The organism is Jiangella aurantiaca, assembly GCF_004349105.1.
GTDB lineage: Bacteria > Actinomycetota > Actinomycetes > Jiangellales > Jiangellaceae > Jiangella > Jiangella aurantiaca.
This window is the reverse complement of sequence record NZ_SMLB01000023.1, coordinates 1-22,126: the sequence shown is the minus strand read 5'-3', so window position 1 is coordinate 22,126 and position 22,126 is coordinate 1. Positions and strand designations below refer to the sequence as shown.

18 protein-coding genes are annotated in these 22,126 nt (G+C 66.7%); 10 read left to right on the top strand and 8 right to left on the bottom strand.

Going from position 1 to position 22,126, the window contains the following annotated elements:
• Nucleotides 1-181 precede the first annotated feature (181 nt).
• Both E1262_RS16830 and E1262_RS16825 read right to left on the bottom strand, forming a co-directional pair.
• The gene (locus E1262_RS16830) at nucleotides 182-1,663 is read right to left on the bottom strand and encodes a S8 family serine peptidase (RefSeq protein ID WP_132104305.1); all 1,482 of its coding nucleotides are present in this window, start codon (nucleotides 1,661-1,663) and stop codon (nucleotides 182-184) included.
• A gap of 627 nt (nucleotides 1,664-2,290) precedes the next feature.
• The gene (locus tag E1262_RS16825; protein ID WP_162605951.1) at nucleotides 2,291-3,580 is read right to left on the bottom strand and encodes a YwqG family protein; all 1,290 of its coding nucleotides are present in this window, start codon (nucleotides 3,578-3,580) and stop codon (nucleotides 2,291-2,293) included.
• Nucleotides 3,581-4,207: 627 nt separating this feature from the next.
• On the opposite strand from E1262_RS16825, the gene E1262_RS16820 reads away from it, so the two are divergent.
• Nucleotides 4,208-4,888, top strand: a complete 681-nt coding sequence (locus tag E1262_RS16820) for a cyclase family protein (RefSeq protein WP_162605950.1) — start codon at nucleotides 4,208-4,210, stop codon at nucleotides 4,886-4,888.
• A 419-nt stretch (nucleotides 4,889-5,307) separates the two neighbouring features.
• On the opposite strand, the gene E1262_RS16815 is transcribed toward E1262_RS16820, so the two are convergent.
• From E1262_RS16815 to E1262_RS16790, 6 genes are all read right to left on the bottom strand, one after another.
• Nucleotides 5,308-5,940 (bottom strand): hypothetical protein, encoded by a 633-nt coding sequence (locus E1262_RS16815; RefSeq protein WP_132104302.1) that lies wholly within the window; start codon nucleotides 5,938-5,940, stop codon nucleotides 5,308-5,310.
• Nucleotides 5,941-6,207: 267 nt separating this feature from the next.
• Complete coding sequence (locus E1262_RS16810; protein WP_132104301.1) at nucleotides 6,208-6,606, bottom strand: nuclear transport factor 2 family protein; 399 nt, start codon at nucleotides 6,604-6,606, stop codon at nucleotides 6,208-6,210.
• 325 nt (nucleotides 6,607-6,931) lie between these two features.
• Nucleotides 6,932-8,122: an SAVED domain-containing protein gene (locus E1262_RS16805; RefSeq protein WP_132104300.1), complete on the bottom strand. Its 1,191-nt coding sequence runs from the start codon at nucleotides 8,120-8,122 to the stop codon at nucleotides 6,932-6,934.
• A complete protein-coding gene (locus tag E1262_RS16800) occupies nucleotides 8,115-9,911 on the bottom strand; it encodes a ThiF family adenylyltransferase (RefSeq protein ID WP_132104299.1) in 1,797 nt (598 codons plus the stop codon). Before E1262_RS16800 ends, E1262_RS16805 begins: the two co-directional genes overlap by 8 nt.
• Nucleotides 9,912-9,940: 29 nt before the next feature.
• Nucleotides 9,941-10,969: an SMODS domain-containing nucleotidyltransferase gene (locus tag E1262_RS16795; RefSeq protein WP_132104298.1), complete on the bottom strand. Its 1,029-nt coding sequence runs from the start codon at nucleotides 10,967-10,969 to the stop codon at nucleotides 9,941-9,943.
• On the bottom strand, nucleotides 10,966-12,015 hold the full coding sequence (locus E1262_RS16790) for a CBASS cGAMP-activated phospholipase (protein WP_132104297.1): 1,050 nt from the start codon (nucleotides 12,013-12,015) through the stop codon (nucleotides 10,966-10,968). Before E1262_RS16790 ends, E1262_RS16795 begins: the two co-directional genes overlap by 4 nt.
• Before the next feature lie 789 nt (nucleotides 12,016-12,804).
• On the opposite strand from E1262_RS16790, the gene E1262_RS16785 reads away from it, so the two are divergent.
• The 9 genes from E1262_RS16785 (at nucleotide 12,805) to E1262_RS16750 (ending at nucleotide 21,981) form a co-directional block, all read left to right on the top strand.
• Nucleotides 12,805-13,398 carry a PadR family transcriptional regulator gene (locus tag E1262_RS16785; protein ID WP_132104296.1) on the top strand — a complete coding sequence of 198 codons (594 nt, stop codon included), beginning with the start codon at nucleotides 12,805-12,807 and terminating at the stop codon, nucleotides 13,396-13,398.
• Nucleotides 13,399-13,502: 104 nt separating this feature from the next.
• The gene (locus tag E1262_RS16780; RefSeq protein ID WP_132104295.1) at nucleotides 13,503-14,468 is read left to right on the top strand and encodes an ATP-binding cassette domain-containing protein; all 966 of its coding nucleotides are present in this window, start codon (nucleotides 13,503-13,505) and stop codon (nucleotides 14,466-14,468) included.
• Entirely contained in the window at nucleotides 14,465-15,307 is an 843-nt protein-coding gene (locus E1262_RS16775; RefSeq protein WP_131988983.1) for an ABC transporter permease, read from the top strand. The genes E1262_RS16780 and E1262_RS16775 overlap by 4 nt, the downstream gene beginning before the upstream one ends.
• Before the next feature lie 103 nt (nucleotides 15,308-15,410).
• Nucleotides 15,411-15,833, top strand: coding sequence for a DoxX family protein (locus tag E1262_RS16770; RefSeq protein WP_131988985.1), 423 nt, complete (start codon nucleotides 15,411-15,413; stop codon nucleotides 15,831-15,833).
• 27 nt (nucleotides 15,834-15,860) lie between these two features.
• Nucleotides 15,861-16,694, top strand: a complete 834-nt coding sequence (locus E1262_RS16765) for an alpha/beta fold hydrolase (RefSeq protein ID WP_132104294.1) — start codon at nucleotides 15,861-15,863, stop codon at nucleotides 16,692-16,694.
• A gap of 421 nt (nucleotides 16,695-17,115) precedes the next feature.
• Nucleotides 17,116-18,792, top strand: a complete 1,677-nt coding sequence (istA, locus tag E1262_RS16760; protein ID WP_132104293.1) for an IS21 family transposase — start codon at nucleotides 17,116-17,118, stop codon at nucleotides 18,790-18,792.
• Nucleotides 18,789-19,568, top strand: coding sequence for an IS21-like element helper ATPase IstB (gene istB, locus E1262_RS16755; RefSeq protein ID WP_106536463.1), 780 nt, complete (start codon nucleotides 18,789-18,791; stop codon nucleotides 19,566-19,568). The genes istA and istB overlap by 4 nt, the downstream gene beginning before the upstream one ends.
• Before the next feature lie 205 nt (nucleotides 19,569-19,773).
• Nucleotides 19,774-19,914: a hypothetical protein gene (locus E1262_RS30390; protein ID WP_162605949.1), complete on the top strand. Its 141-nt coding sequence runs from the start codon at nucleotides 19,774-19,776 to the stop codon at nucleotides 19,912-19,914.
• A gap of 51 nt (nucleotides 19,915-19,965) precedes the next feature.
• The gene (locus E1262_RS16750) at nucleotides 19,966-21,981 is read left to right on the top strand and encodes an SIR2 family protein (protein WP_132104292.1); all 2,016 of its coding nucleotides are present in this window, start codon (nucleotides 19,966-19,968) and stop codon (nucleotides 21,979-21,981) included.
• Nucleotides 21,982-22,126: the final 145 nt, after the last annotated feature.

Sequence of the window (22,126 nt, the reverse complement as noted above, 5' to 3'; positions counted from 1 at the left end):
CGGCGGAATGACGCGCTATTTGGACGGCATCCGCAACGTCGGGCTATGCGATGAAGGCCTTCCCTTCCGCGAGACGTCAGCAGGGTCTTCGGTGATCGCGGACCTCCACGCCTTCATGCCCTGAGTGATCCTGACGTTGGCCATCCCCATCCGAGCGGCCCGGAGCCGGGTCCGCATGCGCTCAGGGCTGGACCGCGGCCGCAGCATCCAGCCGTGGACCGGTGACGCTGCCGAGCAGTGTCGGGGTCCCCGCGTCGCGGGCGGTTTCCACGATCCGCTGCCTCGCGGCCGCTCCGGAAACACCCAGGTCGGCCAGCATTGCGCCCACACCGGCCGCGTGCGGGGTCGCCATCGAGGTGCCCGCGAAGACCGCGTAGCCCGGGGTCTCGGTGCAGGAGTCGACCTCCTCGAGGTCCAGCGGGACAGTCGACCAGATGCCACCGTCGCAAGTGAGCAAACCGCCACCGGGCGCGCTTACGTCGATCTCGTGGCCCCAGTCGGAGTACACCGCAGGGTCGGTCTCGGTGCCATAGGCCGCCACGCAGAGCGCCGCGTCCTGCCAAAATTCGCCCTGTCCGCAGTACGGAACGCCGTCGTTGCCTGCCGCCAACGTCACAAGGATGCCGGCGTCGGCGGCCGCCTGCACGGCCTCCGCCCAGCCGCCGTCGAGCGGCACGACCGGGTTGGAGATCAGCGGACCGCTGCCGACGATGAAGCCGATGCTGATCGTGATGACGTCGGCGCCCTGCGCGGTCGCGTACCGGGTCGCGGCGGCGAGGTCGCCCACGATGTTGCCGTCGTCGTCGCCCACCCGGATCGGCATGATCGTCGCGTCTGGCGCGACGCCGGTGACCCCGACCCCGTCGTCAGCGGCCGCCACGGTGCCCGCGACGTGCGTGCCGTGGCCGTGGTGGTCGTCAACGTACTGGAAACCCGAGCACGGCACTTGGACGCCCTCCGGGCACACCCAGGACAGCGGGTCGACCATGCGGCGCTCGAACTCCGGGTGGTTGATGTCGATGCCGGTGTCGATCACGGCGACGACGGCGTCACCGCCGGTGGAGGTCTCGTTCGCGAGCCGGGACCGGATGTCCTCGAGGTTCCACATTCGGGCGGAGAAGTCCGGGGCGTCGATCTGCTTGGGGCGTGGCGGCTTGGACGGACCATCGCCGCCGCCGTCCCCGCCGCGGTCGATCACGATACCGGCGGTGCCGGTGTACGACGAGGGCTCGGTGACCAGCCAGGGCTTCACTCGGACCTCGTAGACACCGGACACATCCGGCACGTTGACCGTCTCCTGGCTGTCCGGGTTCTCAGAGGAGCCGACCAGTGCACCGGAGCCGTCGTACACGAAGAGGTCGAAGTCGGAGCTGGGGACTTCGCTGCCGATGGAGACCACCATGCCGCCCTCGCGCCGGTCCCAGAAGTCGGCGGCCACGTCGGCGGTGATCGTAATATGGTCGCAGACCAGGTCCTCCGGGTCTTCGGCCGCGGACGGGCACGGCGCGAAGGTGGTCGCCGCGGCGTCGTAGGTCTTGCCCTGCCAGGTCAGGTCGGAGCCATTGGCCGAGACCGTGCCCGAGTCAGGTTCTGCAGCGAAGGCGGGCGCGGCCGCAAGGAGGAGCGCGCAGAGGATGGGCGCGCCGAGCCGAGATGAACGCATGAGGTGTCGCCCTTTCTCAGGGATTACCTCAGCCCTACCTCGGCGACGGTGCAACCGTCAACCGTAGCCGGACCTCGGTGTCGTGCGGCCAGTCGGCGGCGCTCGCTCAGGCGGGCGCTGGGGCAAGCGGCTATGTCGGGATCGGGGCTACTGTTCGACCTGTATCAACTCGTCAGGACCGTAGCCTGGACCGAATACCCCGGGGTGGTACCGCCGTTGGACGGCCTGTCTCCACCGATGCCCGGCTGTCATCAATCACTCGGGCGACGCACTCGAGCCGCGTCTCTCATCGGCTTGAAGAGTGCGTCTGTCCGAGGTTCGCCGCCGTCGAGCTGATGGGCGTGTTCGCGGCGGAAAGACCCGTCTCCGCGACCGCGCGGATCGCGGCAGATGCGTGCGATTCGCTGTCGCTCGACCCGGCGCTGTTCGTAGGGGTTCAGGCAATGGACCGCCCTTGCGTTCGTCGTCGTGCAGACTCCAACACGGACAGCACACCTGCACGGCCGCTCTGCGGGCACGCGCCTACCGGGGAACACGCAGATCCGTGGGCCGCTGACGCTCGATGATTCGTAGTACGTTGCCCTTGACGTCAGGACCATGAAAGAGCGTTGCCGGATCGGCCTCAGCTCAACCGCACTGCCAGGTGAAGAGCGCTTCGCCGGGCCGTTCCACGTCGGAGGCCAGGTAGTAGAGCTGGCCGACATCGCCCCACATCATGTCGGCGTCGTCATCAGATGCGACTTGCAGCAGCAACTGCCAGGTGGAGGCGGCTGATCGGACCTCTGGGTCGTCCCACGCGAACGGCTCGCCACCCAGTCCGCGGCGAAGTTGCTCGACCTCCATCTCAACTGGCCCCTGCTGCGGGCATGGATGGCCGCCGATCTGGTGGGTGTCGTATCCGCCGCCGGGTAGTTTCCAGAGAGCGTCGTAGAGCGCGCGGACCGGTTCTGACGGGCGTGCGCTTCCCACGTCCACGAGGCCGTGCTTCATCCACAGTGCTCCTGCCATCGGGGTTTCGTGCGCCGGCCAGGTCAGGGTGCGTACCGCCGCCAGCGCAACGGGCGCGAAGGGAGTGAGGCCGGGCCGCACGGGCGTGGCGGCGTCGGTGATGTGGGCCCGGCTGTTCTCAGGGTGCAGGTGAAGGACGTGGAATCCTGGGCTCGTTGAGGGGTCCCAGGTGCCGACGATGCTCCGGTAGTCGTCGTATGCGCCATCGAAATAGAAGAAGGTAAGGCGGCCTTCGTGTGGGATGCCCAGCTCGGGCAGCAACTCCGCGACCGGTGCACAGTCGAAACTGAGCACGTGGCTGAGTGGACCGTGGCCATCCCAGACAGGCCAGGAGTTGATCGGGAGCGTCGGCAAGCCGCCGAGCTGGGCGATCACGCGGTCATCTTCGCCCGCGTGGACGAGCCTCAAAGCGGGGCGAAGCATGGCGAGGAACTCCTCTGCCGCCGGGGCGGACAGATGCTCCCGGGCGAGCGCGGTCACGAGGCGGATGCGATCCTCGGTCTCGTCGAGTGACCGCGCCGGCGACGGGGGCGCGGAGCCCTTGTCGGAGGGCTGAACGACTTCGACACCGCCACCGGCCTTGGCGCGAAGAACAACCCGTGTCTCCACCCCATGCGCATCGCGCAGCCTGATCGTTGCGGTGAGTGTTCCGTCAAGACCCAGCACGATGCCGTCGCTGGAGACTAGGACAAGAGAGCAGTCACTGTCCTCGACATGAGCGAGAAGCGACGGAATGCCGACGGTTTCGGCGAGCCCTTGCAGCTTGTACGCGATCTCGCTCAACCTCGCCTGGTTGCGCTCGCGCCGCACGACATCGAGCACCAACCACTTCTGCGCAGGCAGAATCGCACGGAAGGCGATCAACCCTTCCAGCTGCCGTAGGACCTCTCCGCTGTCGAGCTGGTCCACGGGTGCGGCGATCCTGGTTACAGTCAGACCCATTCCATCCCTTCCTACGGGAGCACCGGGATCGACAACCGCAAGGCTCCCGGACCCGGTTGGTGAACAGGCGGTCTGTGACAGTTCCCGGGTCGACCGTCGAGGCGGACGAGCCAACCCGACCATGAATTGCCCAGCATGTGGCACCTTCGAGGCGGACGGTCGCACAGGCGCCGACTTGTCCGCCCGGTGGCACAGCGCGCCACTTGAGGGAACCGCCGGACGCCCGGCATGATCGCCGAGGCGCACTCATCCCCGCCGGGCTCGGAGGGAGATGTGCGAGCGGCGAATCGCAGCCTGCCAGCCGGGTCCTATGGTGGAAGACACGACCCGAGGAGGACGACGATGTGCCTGTCGGGAACCACTCACCACGACCACGGCGGCGCGGCCACGGCCGTGCCCGAGCATCGCGCCGGTCACCAGCCGGACCGAACATCGCCTCGGCTCCCGGACCGAGCCGTCGACGGGGCAATGACGGACCGGCGCAGGTTCCTGCGGTCCGGAATGACCGCGGCCGGTGGCGCGGTGCTCGCCTCGATGGGGTCGGCCCTGCCCGCGACCGCCGCGCCACCACCCGGACGCGGTCGCCCCGATCGCATGATCGACCTGACTTACCGACTCGTCAAGGACTTTCCGAGCTTCTACGGGACCCAGCCGGTGATCTCCGACGTGGTCACTGACGATTTCGACACCACGGGGTTCTTCTCGAAGTCATGGACCTTCCCCGAGCACATCGGCACGCACGTGGATGCCCCCGGCCACTTCGCGCAGGGTGCCCGGCTGGTCGACGACCTCACGGCCGCCGAACTGATCGCGCCGCTGGTCGTGGTCGACATCTCCGCCAAGGCCGACGAGGATCCCAACGCGATGGTCGAGGTGGCCGACCTGGTCGCATGGGAGCGTCGCTACGGTCGCATCCCGCGGGGAGCGCTGGTGGCGATGAACTCGGGCTGGGAGGAACGCTTCGGTGACCCGGACACCTTCCTGGGCGGCGCCGGGTTCCCTGACCTGAACTTTCCCGGGTTCTCGATCGACGCAGCCGAGTGGCTGGTCGCCCGTCGCGACCCGGTCGGCATCGGGGTGGACACGCCCAGCCTCGACCCGGGCAACTCGTCGACCTTTCCGGTGCACTTCGGGTTCCTCGCCACCGACCGTTACGGCATCGAGAACCTCGCCAACCTGTCGGCCGCCCCGGTGCGCAACGGCACCGTCTTCGTCGGCGCGATCCCGTGGGAGGACGGCTCGGGCGGGCCCTGCCGCGTGATCGTCACACGCTGACCCGTGGGCGGGTGCTGGTCGGCGGGGCCGACCGACCGGAAGGGCTCGCCGTCAAGGCTCAAGTCAGTCAGCACGCTGGCCGGGCCTCGCCCGGAGCCGGGCCAACCCAGCGCTCCTCGTCGTAGCCATGGCACGAGTATCCCGCAGCACGCGACAACAGAACTCGCACCATGTGTTTCGCCTTGTGCGATCCACGGCCCCGGGGCGCTGGTGTCGCACGCGACCCGCGGCAACAGATGAGTGTGCTGCGACGGCGGTAGACCTTTCGGTCGCCACGCAACGTGGACGCTCACCACATTCAGGAACAGCGGGATATCCGTCGCATGCACAAGCGGTACCTACACAGGGCACTGATGCAAGTCCCGTCCATCCAGTTGGTGAACTCCACTCGCCTTACGCCACTGGCCACGTCTGCGTGGTCAGCTGGGCGGTCGTGTGGTTCGCTCCTCGTCGGTGCGGATGAACGGGGCCGGCCGGGTCGGGTGGTTCGCCGCGCCGTCGACCAAGACATCGCCATCGAAGGTCACCCGACCGGTCGCGGTGGCTTCACGCTGTTTCCTGGTGCTGGTGTTCACCGAGAAGCCCTGGTTCGACGTCGTTCTGACACTCGTCTCCAGCTCTCCGACGCCCGTCCACGCCACGTCGAAGGACACCTGGTGTGAACCACCCAGGTTGTCCCTGGCAATTCCCGTTCCAGTGGCGGTGACGCTCTTGAGGTTCTCGGTGCTCGTGATCGTCGCCGGGGCGGCCGGTGCCGCCCAGCTGAACGATCTGCCGTCAGGGCAAACGGCCAGGTACTGCACCCTTGCCGTTGGGTCCGGGTCCTCTGTATCAGGCGACTCGAAGTCTCGTGTGCTGCGCACCAGCAGCGTTGCCTGCACGGTCGAGCCGTCCACGCACTGATGCGGTACCGCCCAGAAGGCTTCGGCCGTCTCCTCGAAGAATAACGAACGTTCGGCCTCGGCCGACGCGGATATCGAAAATGCCAGGACCCCCAGGAGGGCCGACATGGGAACGACGACACTGCGTCGGCGCCGGGTTGTGTTGAACATGGCTTGCCTCCCCAGCACTGTGCGGCTGCTATAGCCGCTCTGGACTGCCCAGCAGCATCATGACACTTGCCCATTAACGGACATAGAGGTATAGCCGAAACTCTTCCGAGGGCGGCTCAGGCATTGGGCACGTGCGGCGGTGAGGGATCCCGGGAGGGTATCCGCTCGTCGACAGTTCCGGACGCTGCCGATAGGCGGCGGAAAGACGCAGACAGCACCCACTTGCTTGATGAGCGTATGGACTGCTGGGGAGGTGGCTTCGCCGATCTATTCTGGCGGTGCGCTCCCGTGGCGGTGCGCCACCCTCCATGCGCCGTCCTCCCACCGGTAGATCTGCGTCGCGCGCAGGGTGTAGGTACGCGGAACACCATTGACGGACGCAGAGGTGTGCTCGAAGCCCACCGTATAGGCGGTGTTACCAAGCACCTCGGCCTCGAGAAGCTCGAACTCGTACGACGTGCAGTCCGTAAAGCTGTCGGCGAGATTGTTGAAGAGCTCGTCGAGCTCTTGTTGCCCACTGGCGTTCTTCCAGGCACCCAGCACGGTCACCGGGTCGTTCCGTGACCAAATGGCGCGGCGTGGCCCAGCGTTACCGTTATGGACGGCGATCTCCGCATCCCTGACAACCGACTGCACCCAGCTGATGAACTCCTCGCGTTCGCTCATGACGCGATGATGGCACTTCAACTCGGACGCCGGACAGGGCCCGACGGCGTTTCCGGACCACGAGGCTCGCCTTGGAGGTTCATGCTGGCCCACGAGCGCCAGCGATACTCGCGGTGCCTGACAGGCGGCGGAATGACGCAGCGGCTAACCCTTGCAGCGACCAGTCCGGCCGTCTCAGAAGGCACCAGGTATGTGGCTTCATCCTGGCTGTCCTGGGTCACGAGGTACGGGCGGGCGACATGGCGTGACGACCGAAGGGGGCGAGAGGTCTGAGCTTGATTGGGGCCAGCAGTTCTAGTCGGGTCCGAGTCACACGTTCGTAGCTCTATCCGTTGACGACGAGCACCGCCTCGTAGGCCTCGTCGGTACGCTCGTAGACCGTGACGGGCGGGTGGATGTCGCGGACGAAGGCACGGCCCATCTCGATCGAGGCAGACACCGGGGCTGAAGCAACCAGGTGCCAGCGCCTAGCATTCGGGAATCGCGCCTCGGCTGTCGCTAGCGCGGTCCGCCACTGTTCGCCGAAGTTGACCAGGGACTGCTCGTGCGAGAGCAGCGTCGGGCCGGGGCCCTCGCCTATGGGTCTAACCTCGATGAGCGGCTGTCCCTCCAGGGCATCGGTGAAGACGCCCCGGTTCACCTCGCTTGTCAGTGAGCAGACCAGCACGACATGCTCGGCGGAGGTGTCCCCATCGGACGAACTAACCTCAAACTCGATGGGCTCGCGTTGGTCGCTCCATGACCAGCCGACGAACTGGTCGCGGTGCTTCTGGAAAAGGCGTGTCGGAGTCTTGTCGTCTAGATGCCAGCCTAGATAGACGAGCAACGGTACAGGGGCGATGGCGAACACCGAGATGTGTTCGACGTCGCCGGTCTCGACTGCCTGTCGGACCTGGGTCATGGCGTCATCGATCGATTGCTGGGCGGCGTCCCAGAACCCACGGCCGCCGGCAGAGCCGCTGATGCGACAGGTGAAGTCTCCACTGCGCTGGGTTTCGACGAGCCCGAGATAATTGCCGGCTAGGAGCGTCTCGGCGATCTCGCGCTGCGAGGCCATGGCGAGCGAGCCACGAATGGTGCAGCCGAGGCGCAGGGCTGCGGTCCGCGTGAGTCCGCCGCTCTCGGTGACCATCTCGATGCGCCGCTCGAACGACTCCTTGAGCTGCCGCAACTTCTCCGGCGGGAAGAAGTCGATATGGCCGGGATCGTCAATGATCTTGTGGCAGTCGTGGCACAGGAGCAGCAGGTTCTCCTCCGCCTCGTTGTCGTCGACCCCGTGGTAGTCCCTTCTGCGCGGAGAGCCGTCGCCGTCGATGGCGCCGATGTTGTGTGCTAGTTCTGCCAGGAGTACCGAGTGCAGGTACGTCCGCTGGTCGCCAAGGAGACGGCGGTTGCAGATCGTGCAGCGACCAGCGGTGCGTGCCCACAGAGCGTTACGCACCGACTCCTTGATGCGCTCGCGCTTGACGGTGGTGTCGCGCCCATCGGGGGGCGTGGTCGACTGTGGCTCAGCCATCGGACAGCTCGGTCTCTATGGGAGCCGCGACCGGCACGAAGTGCCTCAGCGGGCCCGCCTCCCCGTGAGGCAGTGAGATCAGGTGCGTCCCCGACACCGCGTCGCTCGATGCGAGATGCGAGCCCAGGATGCTGGTCAGACTGCCCGCCACGCCGCTCAGATCAGCCGCGGAGCCGTGGAAAGTCGGAGGCGAACATCCGCGGGTGGGGATGACCTCGTTGGTGTCAGTTTCTGAGCCCCACAACTCGTGGAACGGCTCCAGAGTGCCATCGGCCTTCACTACGTGGCCTGCCTGCTGATCGATGGTGAGGCAACCGCTTGACTCCGGCGGCATCGACACGGTAAGGATTCCCTGCGATCCGCTTCGCACGTCGCAGGCCATCTGCGCCAGGACCGGGCGCTCGGCGGTCGCGGCTGCGCCGTCGAGCACGCGTCCGATCGCCACGCTGATTGTCGCGTCGATGACGAGGTCGACGTCGGTCCAATCAGAGGGTTCCGGCATGTTGGCGTCGCGAGCCGTCACCTCGACGGTATCGCTGATCGCCCGCATGCGCACAGCGAGGGCCTCTGCCTTCGAGTCGCCGACGTCGGCTTCGGTGAAGTTCTGCCGGACCAGGAGGCCCCCGGTGACGCGGCCGGGATCGCAGAGCACGACCTTCTTCGCGCCCGCGCGAACGACGTACTCAGCGACCCACGATCCCAGGCCACCGCAGCCCCACACGTGTACGGTCTTGTCGGCGAACGCAGAGACCGGTCGCGTGGAGTCACGTCGGGTCGTCACCTCGGGGCGCTCGTCGGAGACGTGAAGCCACTCCACGTCCGTGCCTGACTCAATCTTGGCCGGGTCGATACTGATGATGGAACTCCTCTTGGCGCTGGCCCGGGCAATGGCCCGGAGTCGGTCCGCGGCGGGCGCAGGAAGGCTGGCGACGAGCAGGTGCGGCGCTCCGCCGGTGGGGTGAGGGACCGCGATCACGATCCGCTGTGCCGTGCCGTCGGGCTTGCGGATCGCGCTCGCGCCCGCGGCGGTCAGGAACGGCGCCGCGAGGCCCGTCAGCCAGCGCACCTTGGTGAAGGCCTCGCACGGTGCGGGGTAGCCGGCATACGGGTCCTCGATGACGTTCAGGAGCGTAAGAAGTGTGCTACCCGCCCCCAGCGGCAGAGCGGCGTCAAGTCGCATGACTGGCACATGCTCGGCGACCGTGCTGCCCGCAGCTCGGTTGCGGTCCAGCGTCAGGTCGTAGCGAAACGGCGTCCGCTCGATGAGCCAGCCGTTTCGGACGAGTCGGCCGGCGGGCAACGAGCCGCGCACGACCACGCTCGGGGACCCGTCCGTCTCGTGAAGCACTCCGCCGACGGCGTGGTAGAGCGCGGTCTGGGCGTCGAAGCGTCCGGCAGCGGCGTCGCCGAGCCACTCGATGAGTCGGTCGACGAGGCCGCCGAAGCCGTCGGCGGGGTCCCATTCACGTGACGGGTCAAGGTAGAGGCACAGTCGGGTGCCCTGGAGCACGTGGGCGTGGTCGAGGAACCGCAGGTGATCGACCTCGACGCGCGGCGGCACGATGTCGGACTGACCCACCGTGACTTGGAACTCCTCGTGGTCACGCAGGCGCAGGCCGCCATCGACGCGCTCGATGTCGGCGGTGTGCACACGCATGCGCAGGTGCATCAACTTGCCGCTGTAGCGAGGCGTGCCGATCATTTCGACCTCGCCCGGGTACGCCACCGCGAAGGCGGCCAGGTCCCGGAGGACTCTGGCCTGCCACTCGCTGGTGCGCCTTGTACTCACGCCGCTCTCACCACGCACTCACCCTGCGCTCATCCCGCGCGACCGGAGTGCTTGACCGTCGACGTCGAAGCCGCAGCCGCGGCGCTGGAGACGCTGCTGAACTTGGTCGATCCCGAGGAACTCGACGACGAGCCGGAGCCCTTGGGGGCCTTGAAGCCGTCGCCGAACAGCGCCTGCCACTTCTTGACGCTCTCGTCGAAGTCCTCCTCCTCGTAGGCGGCCTTGATCTCGGCGGCGTGGGCGTGGATGCGGTTGCGGAAGTGGGCGTAGGTCTCCTGGGTCCAGCGGTGGTCGAAGGAGGTGCCAGAGCCGGATGGGTCCATGATGATCGGCTTGGTAGGACGAGCTTGGAGCCACTCATCGAGGTCGGAGACGATGTGGAACAGCGCCGTCGGGAGGTCCCCGTAGTAGCCGCTGTCGAGCACCTTCCGCCACGACTCGACCCGCTCGCCGAGCAGCGTCGTCAGCAGGATGGACTTCGTGCCCGTCCAGGAGTTCTTGTGGTCACGCAAGAACTTCATGATCCGGATGACCTCACGCAGGCGCTTGTTGGCGATGGCGTCCTTCGTCTTCATCCAGTCGGTGAAGCCGTCGGTGTCGGTGCGCTCCCACTTGTTGTCGTCGCGGTTGATGATCCACTGTGTTCCGTCCTCGCGCAGCACGAACGGGACAATGTCGACGTGCATCGCGTTCTCGGCGTAGTTGACGTAGACGCAGCGGCACTTCCGCCCGTGCGGCATGTTCTTGTACGGCGAGGTCTTGTGGAGGACGTCGTAGATCGCGTTGCCGTACTTCTTGAGGTCGTCGGCCCAGTCGGGGTCCTCGACCAGCTGGACCATGACGTCGCCGTCGAAGGCATTGCCGTTGACGGGCTTGATGATCGTGCGCTGCGGCCACGACCCCTGGGGGATCTTCTTCTTGATCAGCGGCTTAAGGTCGGGGTCGGCCGTCAGGCACTTGTAGATCGACTCGACCCGACTGCTGAGCAGGTCGACCTGCCACTGCGGCAGGTTGACGGTGTTGTCGAGGAAGTTCTTGAAGTAGTCGGCGTGCTTCACGATGCGCCTCCTGGCGTCGTCGGGTTGCCGGGCTCGTCGGACGCGTCGGGCGTGCTAGGCAGAGGATTGGGTGTGTAGGGGCTCGCCGTGTGCTCGGCGAACCGCTCGGTGAACAGAGGGCTCAGCACCCGGCTCTGGCCTGCTGCCAGACCGGCGAGGGCCTTCGGGCTGGCCCGGTCGAGCGTGAAGACGTTGCCGGGGACAACAGCGTCGAAGCGGACAAAGTCTTCCCTGCCGACGAGGTGCGTCGCGGTGCCCTGCGCCCCGCGACTGGCGGCCGTGATCATGAAGTTCGCCGCGGGCTTGGCCCAATTGAGCCAGCCGCCGGTGTCGAGGCGTTCGGCATGATTGGTCCGCTGGTCGATCGTGCCTATGTTGAGGACCCGAATGGCCTCCAAGTCGACGCCGAGCATGCTCACGGCCTCGCCGATCGCCACGACCGACGGGTTGTTGGCCCAGACCCCGCCGTCGACGAGCCGCTGCCCGTCGACATGGGCCGCCTCGAAGAACGTCGGGGCCGCCGTCGTCGCCATCGCCACGTCGACCATTGAGATCTTCCCGTCGCGCCGCAGACGCGGGTGATGTGGCGTCTTGAAGATGTGCACCTCGGCTCGCTGCACGTCCCAAGACGGGATGACCAGTCGCTTGGCGCTCTCGCCTAACTTGCGCTGTCCCAGAACCTCGTTGAGAACCTCCCGCAAGACCGCGCCCGAGTAAGTTGGGCCGAGTGCCCGCGACCCGAGGCGCCACGGCGCTCGGCGTGAGCGAGGGAAGACCCGCTGTCCCAGGCCCGTGTAATGCATGACGATCTCGGCGGGCGACAGGCCAGCTCCGAGTCCGAGCGCGAGGATCCCGCCGGCCGAGGTGCCGGCGATGAGATCGAAGTGGTCGATGGTGCGCACGCCGAGGTCGGCTTCAAGGCGTGCAAGCACATGTGCGGTGAACAGTGCCTTGGCGCCGCCTCCGTCGAGGGCAAGCACCTGGAAGCGCTCTGGACACCGCGGCAACGCCGACGAGTCGCTGGCATCACTGGGGTCGCTGGGCACGGTCGTCCTCTGGAATCGTCATCTGACGACGAATGCCCCAAATCGGACGATGTGACCTCTGGAACAGGAACGGCGGTTCTTCTTCCGAAGAAGCCGCTCCCGACCTATGCTGGCGAACAACCACGTATCACCGCGCAGGCCCTGAGCTCAGACATCGTCCTGGCGCAGGGCCTTGGTGCTGTCTGGGCGAGGTCGCCTTCGACCTCCACTACAGGATACCGGCGACCGCCGACAACTTCGCCCTAGACTGGCATCAGAATCACACCGATGTCATTATCCACAGAAGCACACCATTCGGACACCTTCGATGCCACATCTTGTGGCCCCGTCGGGCGAACCCCCTAGGTCTGGGGATCGGGCCAGGTTGAGCGGGAACGCGTGCCGCAGTGACCGCAAGCACACTGGTCTCGCAAGTCACGGGCGTCACGTACTCCCCAGATTGATCCACACGAGAGCGGTCCAAACCTTACTTTGACTGCACCGAAAGGGAGCGGACCGTGACCGCTGACACCGACACCACATCGAGGTGGTCCGCACGTGGAAGCGCTGACCCCGAGTCACCTGCGACTCGACGCCAGACGGCACGAATGGAACCGCTGCATAGTGGGCGCATAGGACGCGTAGTCGGGTCAGGCGCCGGTGGCTTTAGAGGTCTCCACCAGCACCGTTTGTAGGTCAGTGCTGACACCACCGGGACCAGGAGAGCACCCTAGTGTTGGTGGGAGTTGACACCACCCTGGCGGGCGCGCAAGCGGAGCGAGTCCGAGCAGGTTGAGCGGAGGTGGGCGTATGTCGGCGACGAAGCTCCTGGTACTCGGTATCGTGCACCTCTCCGGCGGCGCGCATGGCTACCAGGTGCGGTCCGAACTGCAGAGCTGGGGTGCGGAGATTTGGGCCAAGATCAAGCCCGGCTCGATTTATCACGCGCTGAAAAAGGCGGCGGCTGATGGCCTCCTCACCGAACACGCCGAGCCGGGCAACTCCGGGCCGGAGCGCGTTCTGTACCGCGCGACAGCTCGGGGACGTGACGAGATAGTCGAACTGGTCCGCGACGGTCTGCGGCGCACCCATGACCCCACCATGCTCGACGCGGCCATCGCCATGTTGCCCATGCTGACCAGGACAGATGCCATCGCGCACGTTAACGAGCGGGTCGCGCGCCTGGAAGCGGAGCTCGTAGGGCAGGCCAAGGGGTGGGAGAACCCGAACCCCGACATTCCCGAACACGTCCGCGATCAGGCCGAACTGTGGGCGGGACACGCACGCACCGAACTGGAGTGGGCGAAGAACCTGAGCAAACGACTGTCTGAGGGCGCCTACACCATGGCCGATGATCCGGGTTCGTGGCGAACGGTCCACGATCCCCTCAAGATGCGCTTCTAATCAACCTTGACTAGACGTTTCCTCCTCGTGTACTCTGGCCAAGTAGTCAAACTTGACTAGCTCAACCAATCCGTTCGGCAACACCGAGAGAAGGACTCGAACCCATGGGAAAGCTCGCGATCGAGACGAAAGGGTTGAAGAAGAGCTTCGGCAAGACCCACGCGGTCGCCGGTGTGGACCTGGCCGTGAGCGCCGGGGGCGTGTACGGCGTGCTCGGTCCGAACGGGGCAGGCAAGACCACCACGATCCGCATGCTGGCCACGCTCCTGCGCCCCGACGCCGGAGAGGCGCAAGTGCTCGGCTACGACGTCGTGCGTGACGCCCGGGCGGTGCGGAGCAGGGTGGGCCTCACCGGGCAGTTCGCGTCGGTCGATGAGGACCTCACCGGGGTGGAGAACCTGTTGCTGCTCGCCAGGCTGCTCGGCTACTCACGCCGCCGAGGCAGGGAGCGGGCGGCCGACCTGCTCGACGCGTTCGGTCTTGCCGAGGCGGCTGACCGGCAGGTGAAGAAGTACTCCGGCGGGATGCGCCGGCGCATCGACATCGCGGCGAGCCTGGTCGTCACCCCCGAACTGATCTTCCTCGACGAGCCCACGACCGGGCTCGACCCGCGCAGCAGGAACCAGGTCTGGGAGATCGTCAGGGGCATGGTCGCCGAGGGCACCACCGTGTTGCTGACCACGCAGTACCTCGACGAGGCCGACCAGCTGGCCGACCGGATAGCGGTGATCGACCACGGGAAGGTGGTCGCCGAGGGCTCGAGCGGCCAGCTCAAGGCATCGGTCGGCGCCGGCTCGCTGCACGTACGGCTACGTGCGCCCGAGCAGCGGGCCGAGGCCGAGCGGGTCCTCGCCGGCGTCCTCGAGGTGCAGGTCGAGCCGTCCGCCGACCCGGTCGCGCTGTCCGCGCGGATCTCCGACCCCGAGCGGGTCGCCCGTTCCCTGGCCGAGCTGTCCCGCGGCGGCATCGACGTCACCGAGTTCGCGCTCGGTCAGCCGAGCCTGGACGAGGTGTTTCTCGCCCTGACCGGACACGCCGCCGAGGAGACACCCGAGGAGGATGCCGCATGAATGCCATGTCCGCGGAGCAGGCGTCGGCGCCGGTCACCGAGGACGCGCTGCGCAGTGTGCTGGCCGGCGAGCGGCCGTCTCGCCCCGGTCCGGTGAGCACCTCGTTGACATTCGGCTGGCGCGCTTTGCTGAAGATCAAACACGTCCCGGAGCAGCTCGTCGACGTGACCATGTTCCCGATCATGTTCACGCTGATGTTCACCTACCTGTTCGGTGGCGCGCTCGCCGGGTCGACTCAGGAGTACCTGCAGTTCCTGCTGCCCGGCATCCTGGTGCAGGCGAACGTCATGATCACCATGAACACCGGCATTACGCTGAACACCGACATCCAGAAAGGCGTTTTCGACAGGTTCAGGTCACTTCCGGTGTGGCGACCGTCGCCGCTGGTCGGCGCCCTGCTCGGCGATGTGGTGCGCTACTCGATCGGGTCGGCGATCGTCATCATGCTCGGCCTGGTCCTAGGGTTCCGGCCGGAGGGTGGCGCCGTCGGCGTGGTGCTCTCGGTCGCGCTGCTGCTGGTGTTCTCGTTCTGCCTGTCGTGGCTGTGGACGATGCTCAGCCTGATCCTGCGCACGCCGAACTCGGTGGCGGGAGTCAGCATGATGGTGATGTTCCCACTGACGTTCGTGAGCAACATCTTCGTGGACCCGAAGACGATGCCCGGATGGCTTCAGGCGGTCATCGAGGTCAACCCGATCACCCACCTGGCGACCGTGGTACGCGGCCTGATGCACGGCTCGGTGCCCGCCGGGGAAATCGGCTGGGTGCTCGTCTCGTCAGTACTTCTCGTCGCGGTCTTCGGTCCCATCACCATGGTCCTCTACCGCAACAAGAAATAGATCCCGCTACCGCGAGCACTTGGTCGAAATCAACTCCGACAACCCGGCCCACTCGGCCAACGCCATCACCGGTACCAAGCCCGGACACGACAAGGAGAGACGCATGAGCACCATCCCCAAGAACAACTCGGAAACCGTTGCGCACATGCCCGGGCGGGCGAGCAGCATCGGCGTCTGGATTCTGCAAGTCGTCCTGGCGGCGATAATCGCCGGCGGCGGAATCTCGAAGCTCGCCGGCGACCCGGTCATGGTGGACATGTTCGCCGACATCGGGGCTGGCCAGTGGCTCCGGTACCTGGTCGGAGCGCTGGAGGTCGCGGGAGGGGTTGGACTTCTGATCCCGGCTCTGGCGGGCCTGGCCAGTCTCGGGTTGGCGGCATTGCTGACCGGTGCTGTCATCACCGATCAGTTCGTGCTCGAGCAGAGCCCTTGGCTGCCGCTCGCCTGTCTCGTCGTGGCGGCCGTGATCGCAAGGGCGCGGTGGTCGCGCACCGAGGCCGTCGTCGGCACGCTGCTCAGGCGCTGAGACAAACCTCTCGAACGGAGATGTGAGATGAACGAGATGGCCTTTCGCGTGACATCAAACGATGGCACCGCCATCGCCTACGACCGGAAGGGAAGCGGCCCGGCTGTCGTCCTGGTAGGCGGCGGACTGGACGACGGAGCCGAGAACGCTCCCTTGGTACCTGCTCTCGCCGAGCACTTCACGGTTTACAACTATGCCCGTCGGGGACGCGGCGCGAGCGGCTTCACCGAGCCCTACGCCGTGGAAAGGGAGATCGAGGACCTGGATGCCTTGATCGCGGAGGCGGGCGGCTCGGCACACCTGTTCGGGGCGTCCTCTGGTGGCGCGCTGGCGCTGGAAGCCGCCGCGGCCGGGTCAGCCATCGACACGATCGCCGTGTGGGAGGTGCCCTACGTGGTCGGGGACGACATACGCCCGCGATTCGAGGAGTACATCGCGGACACCCGACGCGCCTTCGACGCCGGGCGAGACGAGGAGGTTCTCGAACTGTTCATGCGCGTGACCGGCGCCTCCGACGACAACATCGCGGCCAGGAAAGCGGCAGGCAAGCAGACGGCGCATTGGGCGGATTCGGTCGCCCTCGCGCCCACGCTGGTCCACGACAGCGTCTTCCTCAACCGCTACCAATTGCCGGCCGATCGACTGGCAACGGTCACCCAACCGGTCCTGGTCACCACCGGAGGACCGATCACGGTCCCCTACATGGCAGGCCTGCCCTCGGACTTCTTCGACCGCGCGGCCGACGAGCTTGCAGACCTACTACCCCACGCTCAACGGGAGACCCTCGAGGGGCCGGATCACGTCGTCGACCCACAGACCGTCGGCCCGCTGTTGCTACGGTTCTTCAGCAGCGAACGCTGAGGGGCCCGCGAGGTGTTGCGGGAAGACCGATTAGGCACCGCGCAAGCAGATCTTCGTCGCGCCAGGGACACGGGGCGGACAGGTGGTGTCGAGGTTGATGTCGTCGGCGGCATCACAGGCCTGATCCTGGGCGTGCTCGTCACCAACGTCTTCGTCACCACGCAAGGCCGGGCCGTCGTACTGACCTGGGCTTCAGTGGGACTCGACCTGGCCTACTCGCTGCTCATCGGCTCCGTCGTCGGTCGTACCCCGCACTCCGGGCCGACTCAGTACCGCCCACCGAAGCCCTGCGCAGCACATGACCAGGCACCTCGGTAGGGCCAGTGATTCCGGGCTGTGGTCGCATGCGGTCACCGTTCCCGGGCGGTGGCCCGGTGCCGAAAGTCGTGCCCACGGCGTGCTCACGTCAGGAGTGCCACCGATGACGCAGCCGCGTTCCCGGGTCGACCTGTACGCGGCGATCCGACGGGATGCCCGACCTGGGATGTCCAACCGCGCGCTGCAGCGCAAGCACGGCGTCGGCTTCCGAACCGTGACAGCGGCGCTGGAATCTGCATGGCCGAAGGAGAGAAAGCAACCGCCCAAACGCGGCTCACGGCTTGACGCGTACCGAGTGGTGATCGACGACTGGCTGCGCTCGGACCTCGACGCGCCGCGGAAGCAGCGACACACGGCGAAGCGGATCTTCGATCGACTGCTTGACGAACATGACGGGGCCGGGGTGGTGTCGTACTGGATGGTCCGCGAGTACGTCGCCACCCGACGCCGTGAGATTCGCGTCGAGGTCGGACGGGAACCTGCCAACGCGTTCATCCCGCAAGAGCACCTCCCGGGCCGCGAGGCCGAGGTTGACTTCGGCGACGTCGCCATCCACCTGCGCGGCGAGCTCGTAACCTGCGCGCTGTTCAGCCTTCGGCTCTCCTACTCGGGCAAGGCCGTGCACAGGGTCAGTGCCTCGGCTGGGCAGGAAGCCTTCTTCGAGGGTCACGTCCACGCCTTCAACGTGCTCGGCGGGGTGCCGACCGGGAAGATCCGCTACGACAACCTCAAGGCCGCCGTCGCGAGCGTGATCGGGTTCTCCCGCCAGCGGGTCGAGGCCGACAGGTGGACCGCCGTCCGTTCCCACTACGGCATCGAAGCCTTCTATTGCCAGCCCGGAATCCAAGGTGCGCACGAGAAGGGCGGCGTCGAGGGGCAGATCGGCTGGTTCCGACGCAACCACCTCGTCCCCATCCCAGAAGTCGACTCCCTCGCCGAGCTCAACGCTATGGTCGACGCCTGGGACGAAGCCGACGACGCCCGGCGGATCGGGTCCCGCGCCCGCACGGTCGGGGAACACTTCGCCACCGAGCAGCCACTCCTCGCGCCCCTTCCGACCGAGCCGTTCGCGACCGGCCGCTGGTTCACCCCGCGCGTGGACCGGTACGCCCAGGTCACGGTCCGGATGAACAAGTACTCCGTGCCCGCGCGCATGGTCGGCCGTCAAGCCCGGGTGCTCCTGAACGCCAGCGACCTGGTCGTGTTCGACGGCAGGACCGAGATCGCCCGCCACGAACGGCTCATGACCAAGGGCTCGACCCGGGTCGACCTGGACCACTATCTCGAGGTCCTCCTCCGCAAACCGGGCGCGCTACCCGGTGCGAAAGCGCTGGAGCAGGCCAGGGCATCCGGGCGGTTCACGCCCGTTCACGACGCCTGGTGGGCCGCGGCCTGCAAGGCCCACGGTGACGCCGACGGCACCCGTGCCCTCATTGAGGTCCTGATGCTGCACCGGCACCTTCCACACGACCACGTCGTCGCCGGACTCGCGACGGCGCTGCGTGCAGGCGCGCTCACCGCGGACGCTGTCGCGTTGGAAGCGCGCAAGTACAACGACACAGCAGATGGCGGAGCCGACGACACGACAGCGGACCACCAGTCCCTGATGAGCGGCGACAGGGCACGCGGAGAAGGCGAGATCCCTGCCGTGCGATCGCTGACCGAGCGCCGGCTCCGCGCCCACATCCCGGCCGACACTCGGCCGCTGCCGAGCGTGGAGAAGTACGACCAGCTGTTGGCCAGCCGACGTGACACCCCGAACGAAGGAGCCGCACCGTGACCACCAAGCGCCGTGGAATGACCGAAGAAGCAGCCGACGCCGCGATCGACCAAGCGTGCCGGATGCTGCGAATGCCCACCATCCGCAACTCCTTCACCGACTACGCCGACCGGGCAGGGCGTGAGCAGATGTCTTACCGCGGGTTCCTCGCCGAACTATTGCTTGCCGAGTGCGACGATCGCGCCCGACGCCGGTCCGAACGCCGAATCAAGGCCGCCAAGTTCCCCCGCGAGAAGTCCCTGCGGGCCTTCGACTTCGACGCCAACCCCAACATCGATCCCGCCGTGATCCACACCCTCGCCAAGTGCGAATGGGTCCAGAAGGGACAGCCGCTGTGTCTGATCGGGGACTCCGGCACCGGCAAGTCCCATCTGCTGATCGCACTCGGCACCGAGGCCGCCATGGCCGGCTACCGGGTCAAGTACACCCTGGCGACCCAGCTTGCCAACGAGCTCGTCGAGGCCGCCGACGAGATGACGCTGGCGAAGACCATCGCCCGCTACGGCCGCGTCGACCTGCTGTGCATCGACGAACTCGGCTACATGCAACTCGACCGCCGCGGCGCGGAACTCCTCTTCCAGGTCCTCACCGAGCGTGAGGAGAAGGCCTCGGTCGCGATCGCGTCCAATGAGTCCTTCGGCGGCTGGACCAAGACCTTCACCGACCCCCGGCTATGCGCAGCCATCGTCGACCGACTCACCTTCGGCGGCACCATCCTCGAGACCGGCACCGACTCCTACCGTCTGGCCCAAGCCACAAAGCAGCGGACAACCTGACACCCGTCGGGCGCGGAAGCGGTGTCGACGCAAACCAACATCCGCGGCACCGACACGTGCCCGGCGGTGTCAGAACTCGCCAACAAGCGGTGTCGGACGAAACCTCCGCAGCCACGCCGGCGACGTAGGCGGTGAGGAAGTGGACGCCGTTGCGGTCGAGGTTGCCTCAAGCTCGCTCGTAGTGGTCGGTGGTGCGTGAGTCCTCGTGAGTGGCAGCATCGTCGAAAGCGGCGAATCCCGCTCGCACATCTGGTCGGACTCCGGTGCTTACGATGACACCCCGCTGCCCTACGCGCCCAGGGTCGACATGGCGGACTTGCAGGAAGTGCGGCTCGCCGGTCCCTGACGGCGACTGCCGCGGGGGGTTCTGTCGGAACCGGTCGGTACGTTGACTGCCATGGCCGCCGAAGCATCCACCCCCGGGGACGACCTTCTGTCGCTCGCGTTCGCACTCCACTCCAACCCTGGGGCCTACGCGCTCCTCATCGGCGCCGGCGCGTCCTACTCCTCCGGCATCCCCGTCGCGTGGGGCGTTCTGGTCGATCTGTGCCGCCAGGTCGCGCTCGCCGAAGGCGTCGACCTGGGGCAGGAAGCACCGGAGAAGTGGTGGGAACGCACCCGCGGCGACGAACCGACCTACGGCCGGCTCCTCGAGAAGCTCGCAAAGACTCCAGCTCTGCGCCAGGCTCTCCTCGAGAACTACTTCGAGGTCACCGCCGAAGAACGCGAAGCTGGTCTCAAGCAGCCCACCGCCGCGCACCATGGCATCGCCCGCCTCGTCGCCGACGGCGCCATCAAGGTCATTATCACCCTGAACTTCGACCGGCTCATCGAACAAGCGCTCCGCACAGCCGGCATCGAACCCACCGTCATCACCCATCCGTCCGAGATCGTCGGGATGCGACCACTCCACCAGCTCGACTGCGTCGTCATCCACCTCCACGGCGATTACAAGAACCCCGACTCGATGCTCAACGCCGACGCCGAACTGGAGACATATGCCCCGCAGACCCAGAAGCTCCTCGAGCGCATCCTCGACGACTACGGCCTCGTAGTCGCCGGCTGGTCCGCCACCTACGACACCGCCCTGCGTGCCGCCATCGAGGCACGGCACAACTTCGTGAGGTACCCGCTGGCATGGGTCGAACCGTTCGCGCTGAGCGAAGCGGGAAGCGCACTGCTCCAGCTCAAGCGCGGGATGTTCTTGCAGACAACTGCGGACGACGCGTTCGCCAGGCTGGCTGATGCGGTCACCGCGCTTCGCGCCCGTGGGGCTGCTCATCCGCTGACGGTTCCGGTCGCTGTCGCGACCGCGAAGCGCGAACTCTCAGGGCGGACGGTGGCGGTGGGCGTGCACGATGCCCTAGCCAGAGCGTTCAGCGACCTTCATCAGCATCCGGACTTCCTGCACCACGAATCCAACCACGAACAGAACGTTGGCGGATACGGTGCGATTCTCACGCGCATCGAGGAGTCGGTTCGCCTGCCGGCTGCACTGACAGCGACACTCGCGTACTGGGGCGGAAGCGGCACGCGCTCGTGGTGGGCTCCGGAGCTCGAGCGTTTCACGTACAGGTCCCGCGGCAGCGGGCTCATGCGTCTGCTTAGTGTCCGTCGAGTAGCGGGGCTGTGGCTGTTCTACGCTGCAGGCGTTTCCGCCGTTGCCGCCGGCCGGTGGAAGGAGCTCGAAGCGATGCTCCGCACGACGGCAACGCACCCTCACAGATCGAACGAGCGGATGTCACTGGCGGAGTTCTACGAGCCGGAGCGGATCTACTACGAGAATGCGCCCGCGGGGCGTGAGCTGTACGCGAAGCTCAGCCCGCTCCTTATCGAGACTCTCGCGCTTTCGCCTACCGCGGTCGAAGATGCCTGGCAGACGTTCGAGGTGCTGCGCATCGCTGCTGGCATCTCAACCCGTGACCGTTTCGACAATGTGCTCGAGGATCTGGAAACGGCCGCCGACCAACTCGCTCTACGCGAGAGAGCATGGGAAGAGGCCAACCGAGCCGGCGGCGACGTTGATGGCGCTCAGACCATGCGCTTCGAGGCACACCAGACTTGGTCCAAGCGGTTGGGTGCGCTGGTGAACATGGGTAGCTTTGGCCGGGTCCACGTGCTGACTGTGGACCGCATAGACCCGGACGACCATCACCAGTCGGTTCAGGCGCAGAAGCTCATGACCGAAGTCGAAGCCGCCCAGGACTCACACCCGTTCGTCGAGGCAGGCATGTACGCCGGGCCGGGGGCGCTGGTAGCCGTACTTGAAGCGGTTTCGCACGGTCTCGGCAGGCTCGGCGGGGAGCTGGCATGGTCGCGAGCATCGCGTCGCGATGGGGATGTGCCGATGACGATGTGGCTCGACACCGCCGAGACCATCGACGAACGCGGCACGCTGTTCATTCCAGGCTAGGGACGCCCGCATCATTCTGGGCTACTAGACGATTCCCGTAGGACCGGTGTCCGGCCAGACTCGGTCCAGGCGCTCGGCGGGACGCTCTCTTCTGGGCTGCCCATCCCGCTTGTGGGGTGTGGCTCTATTTCGGTTTGCGGTCCGC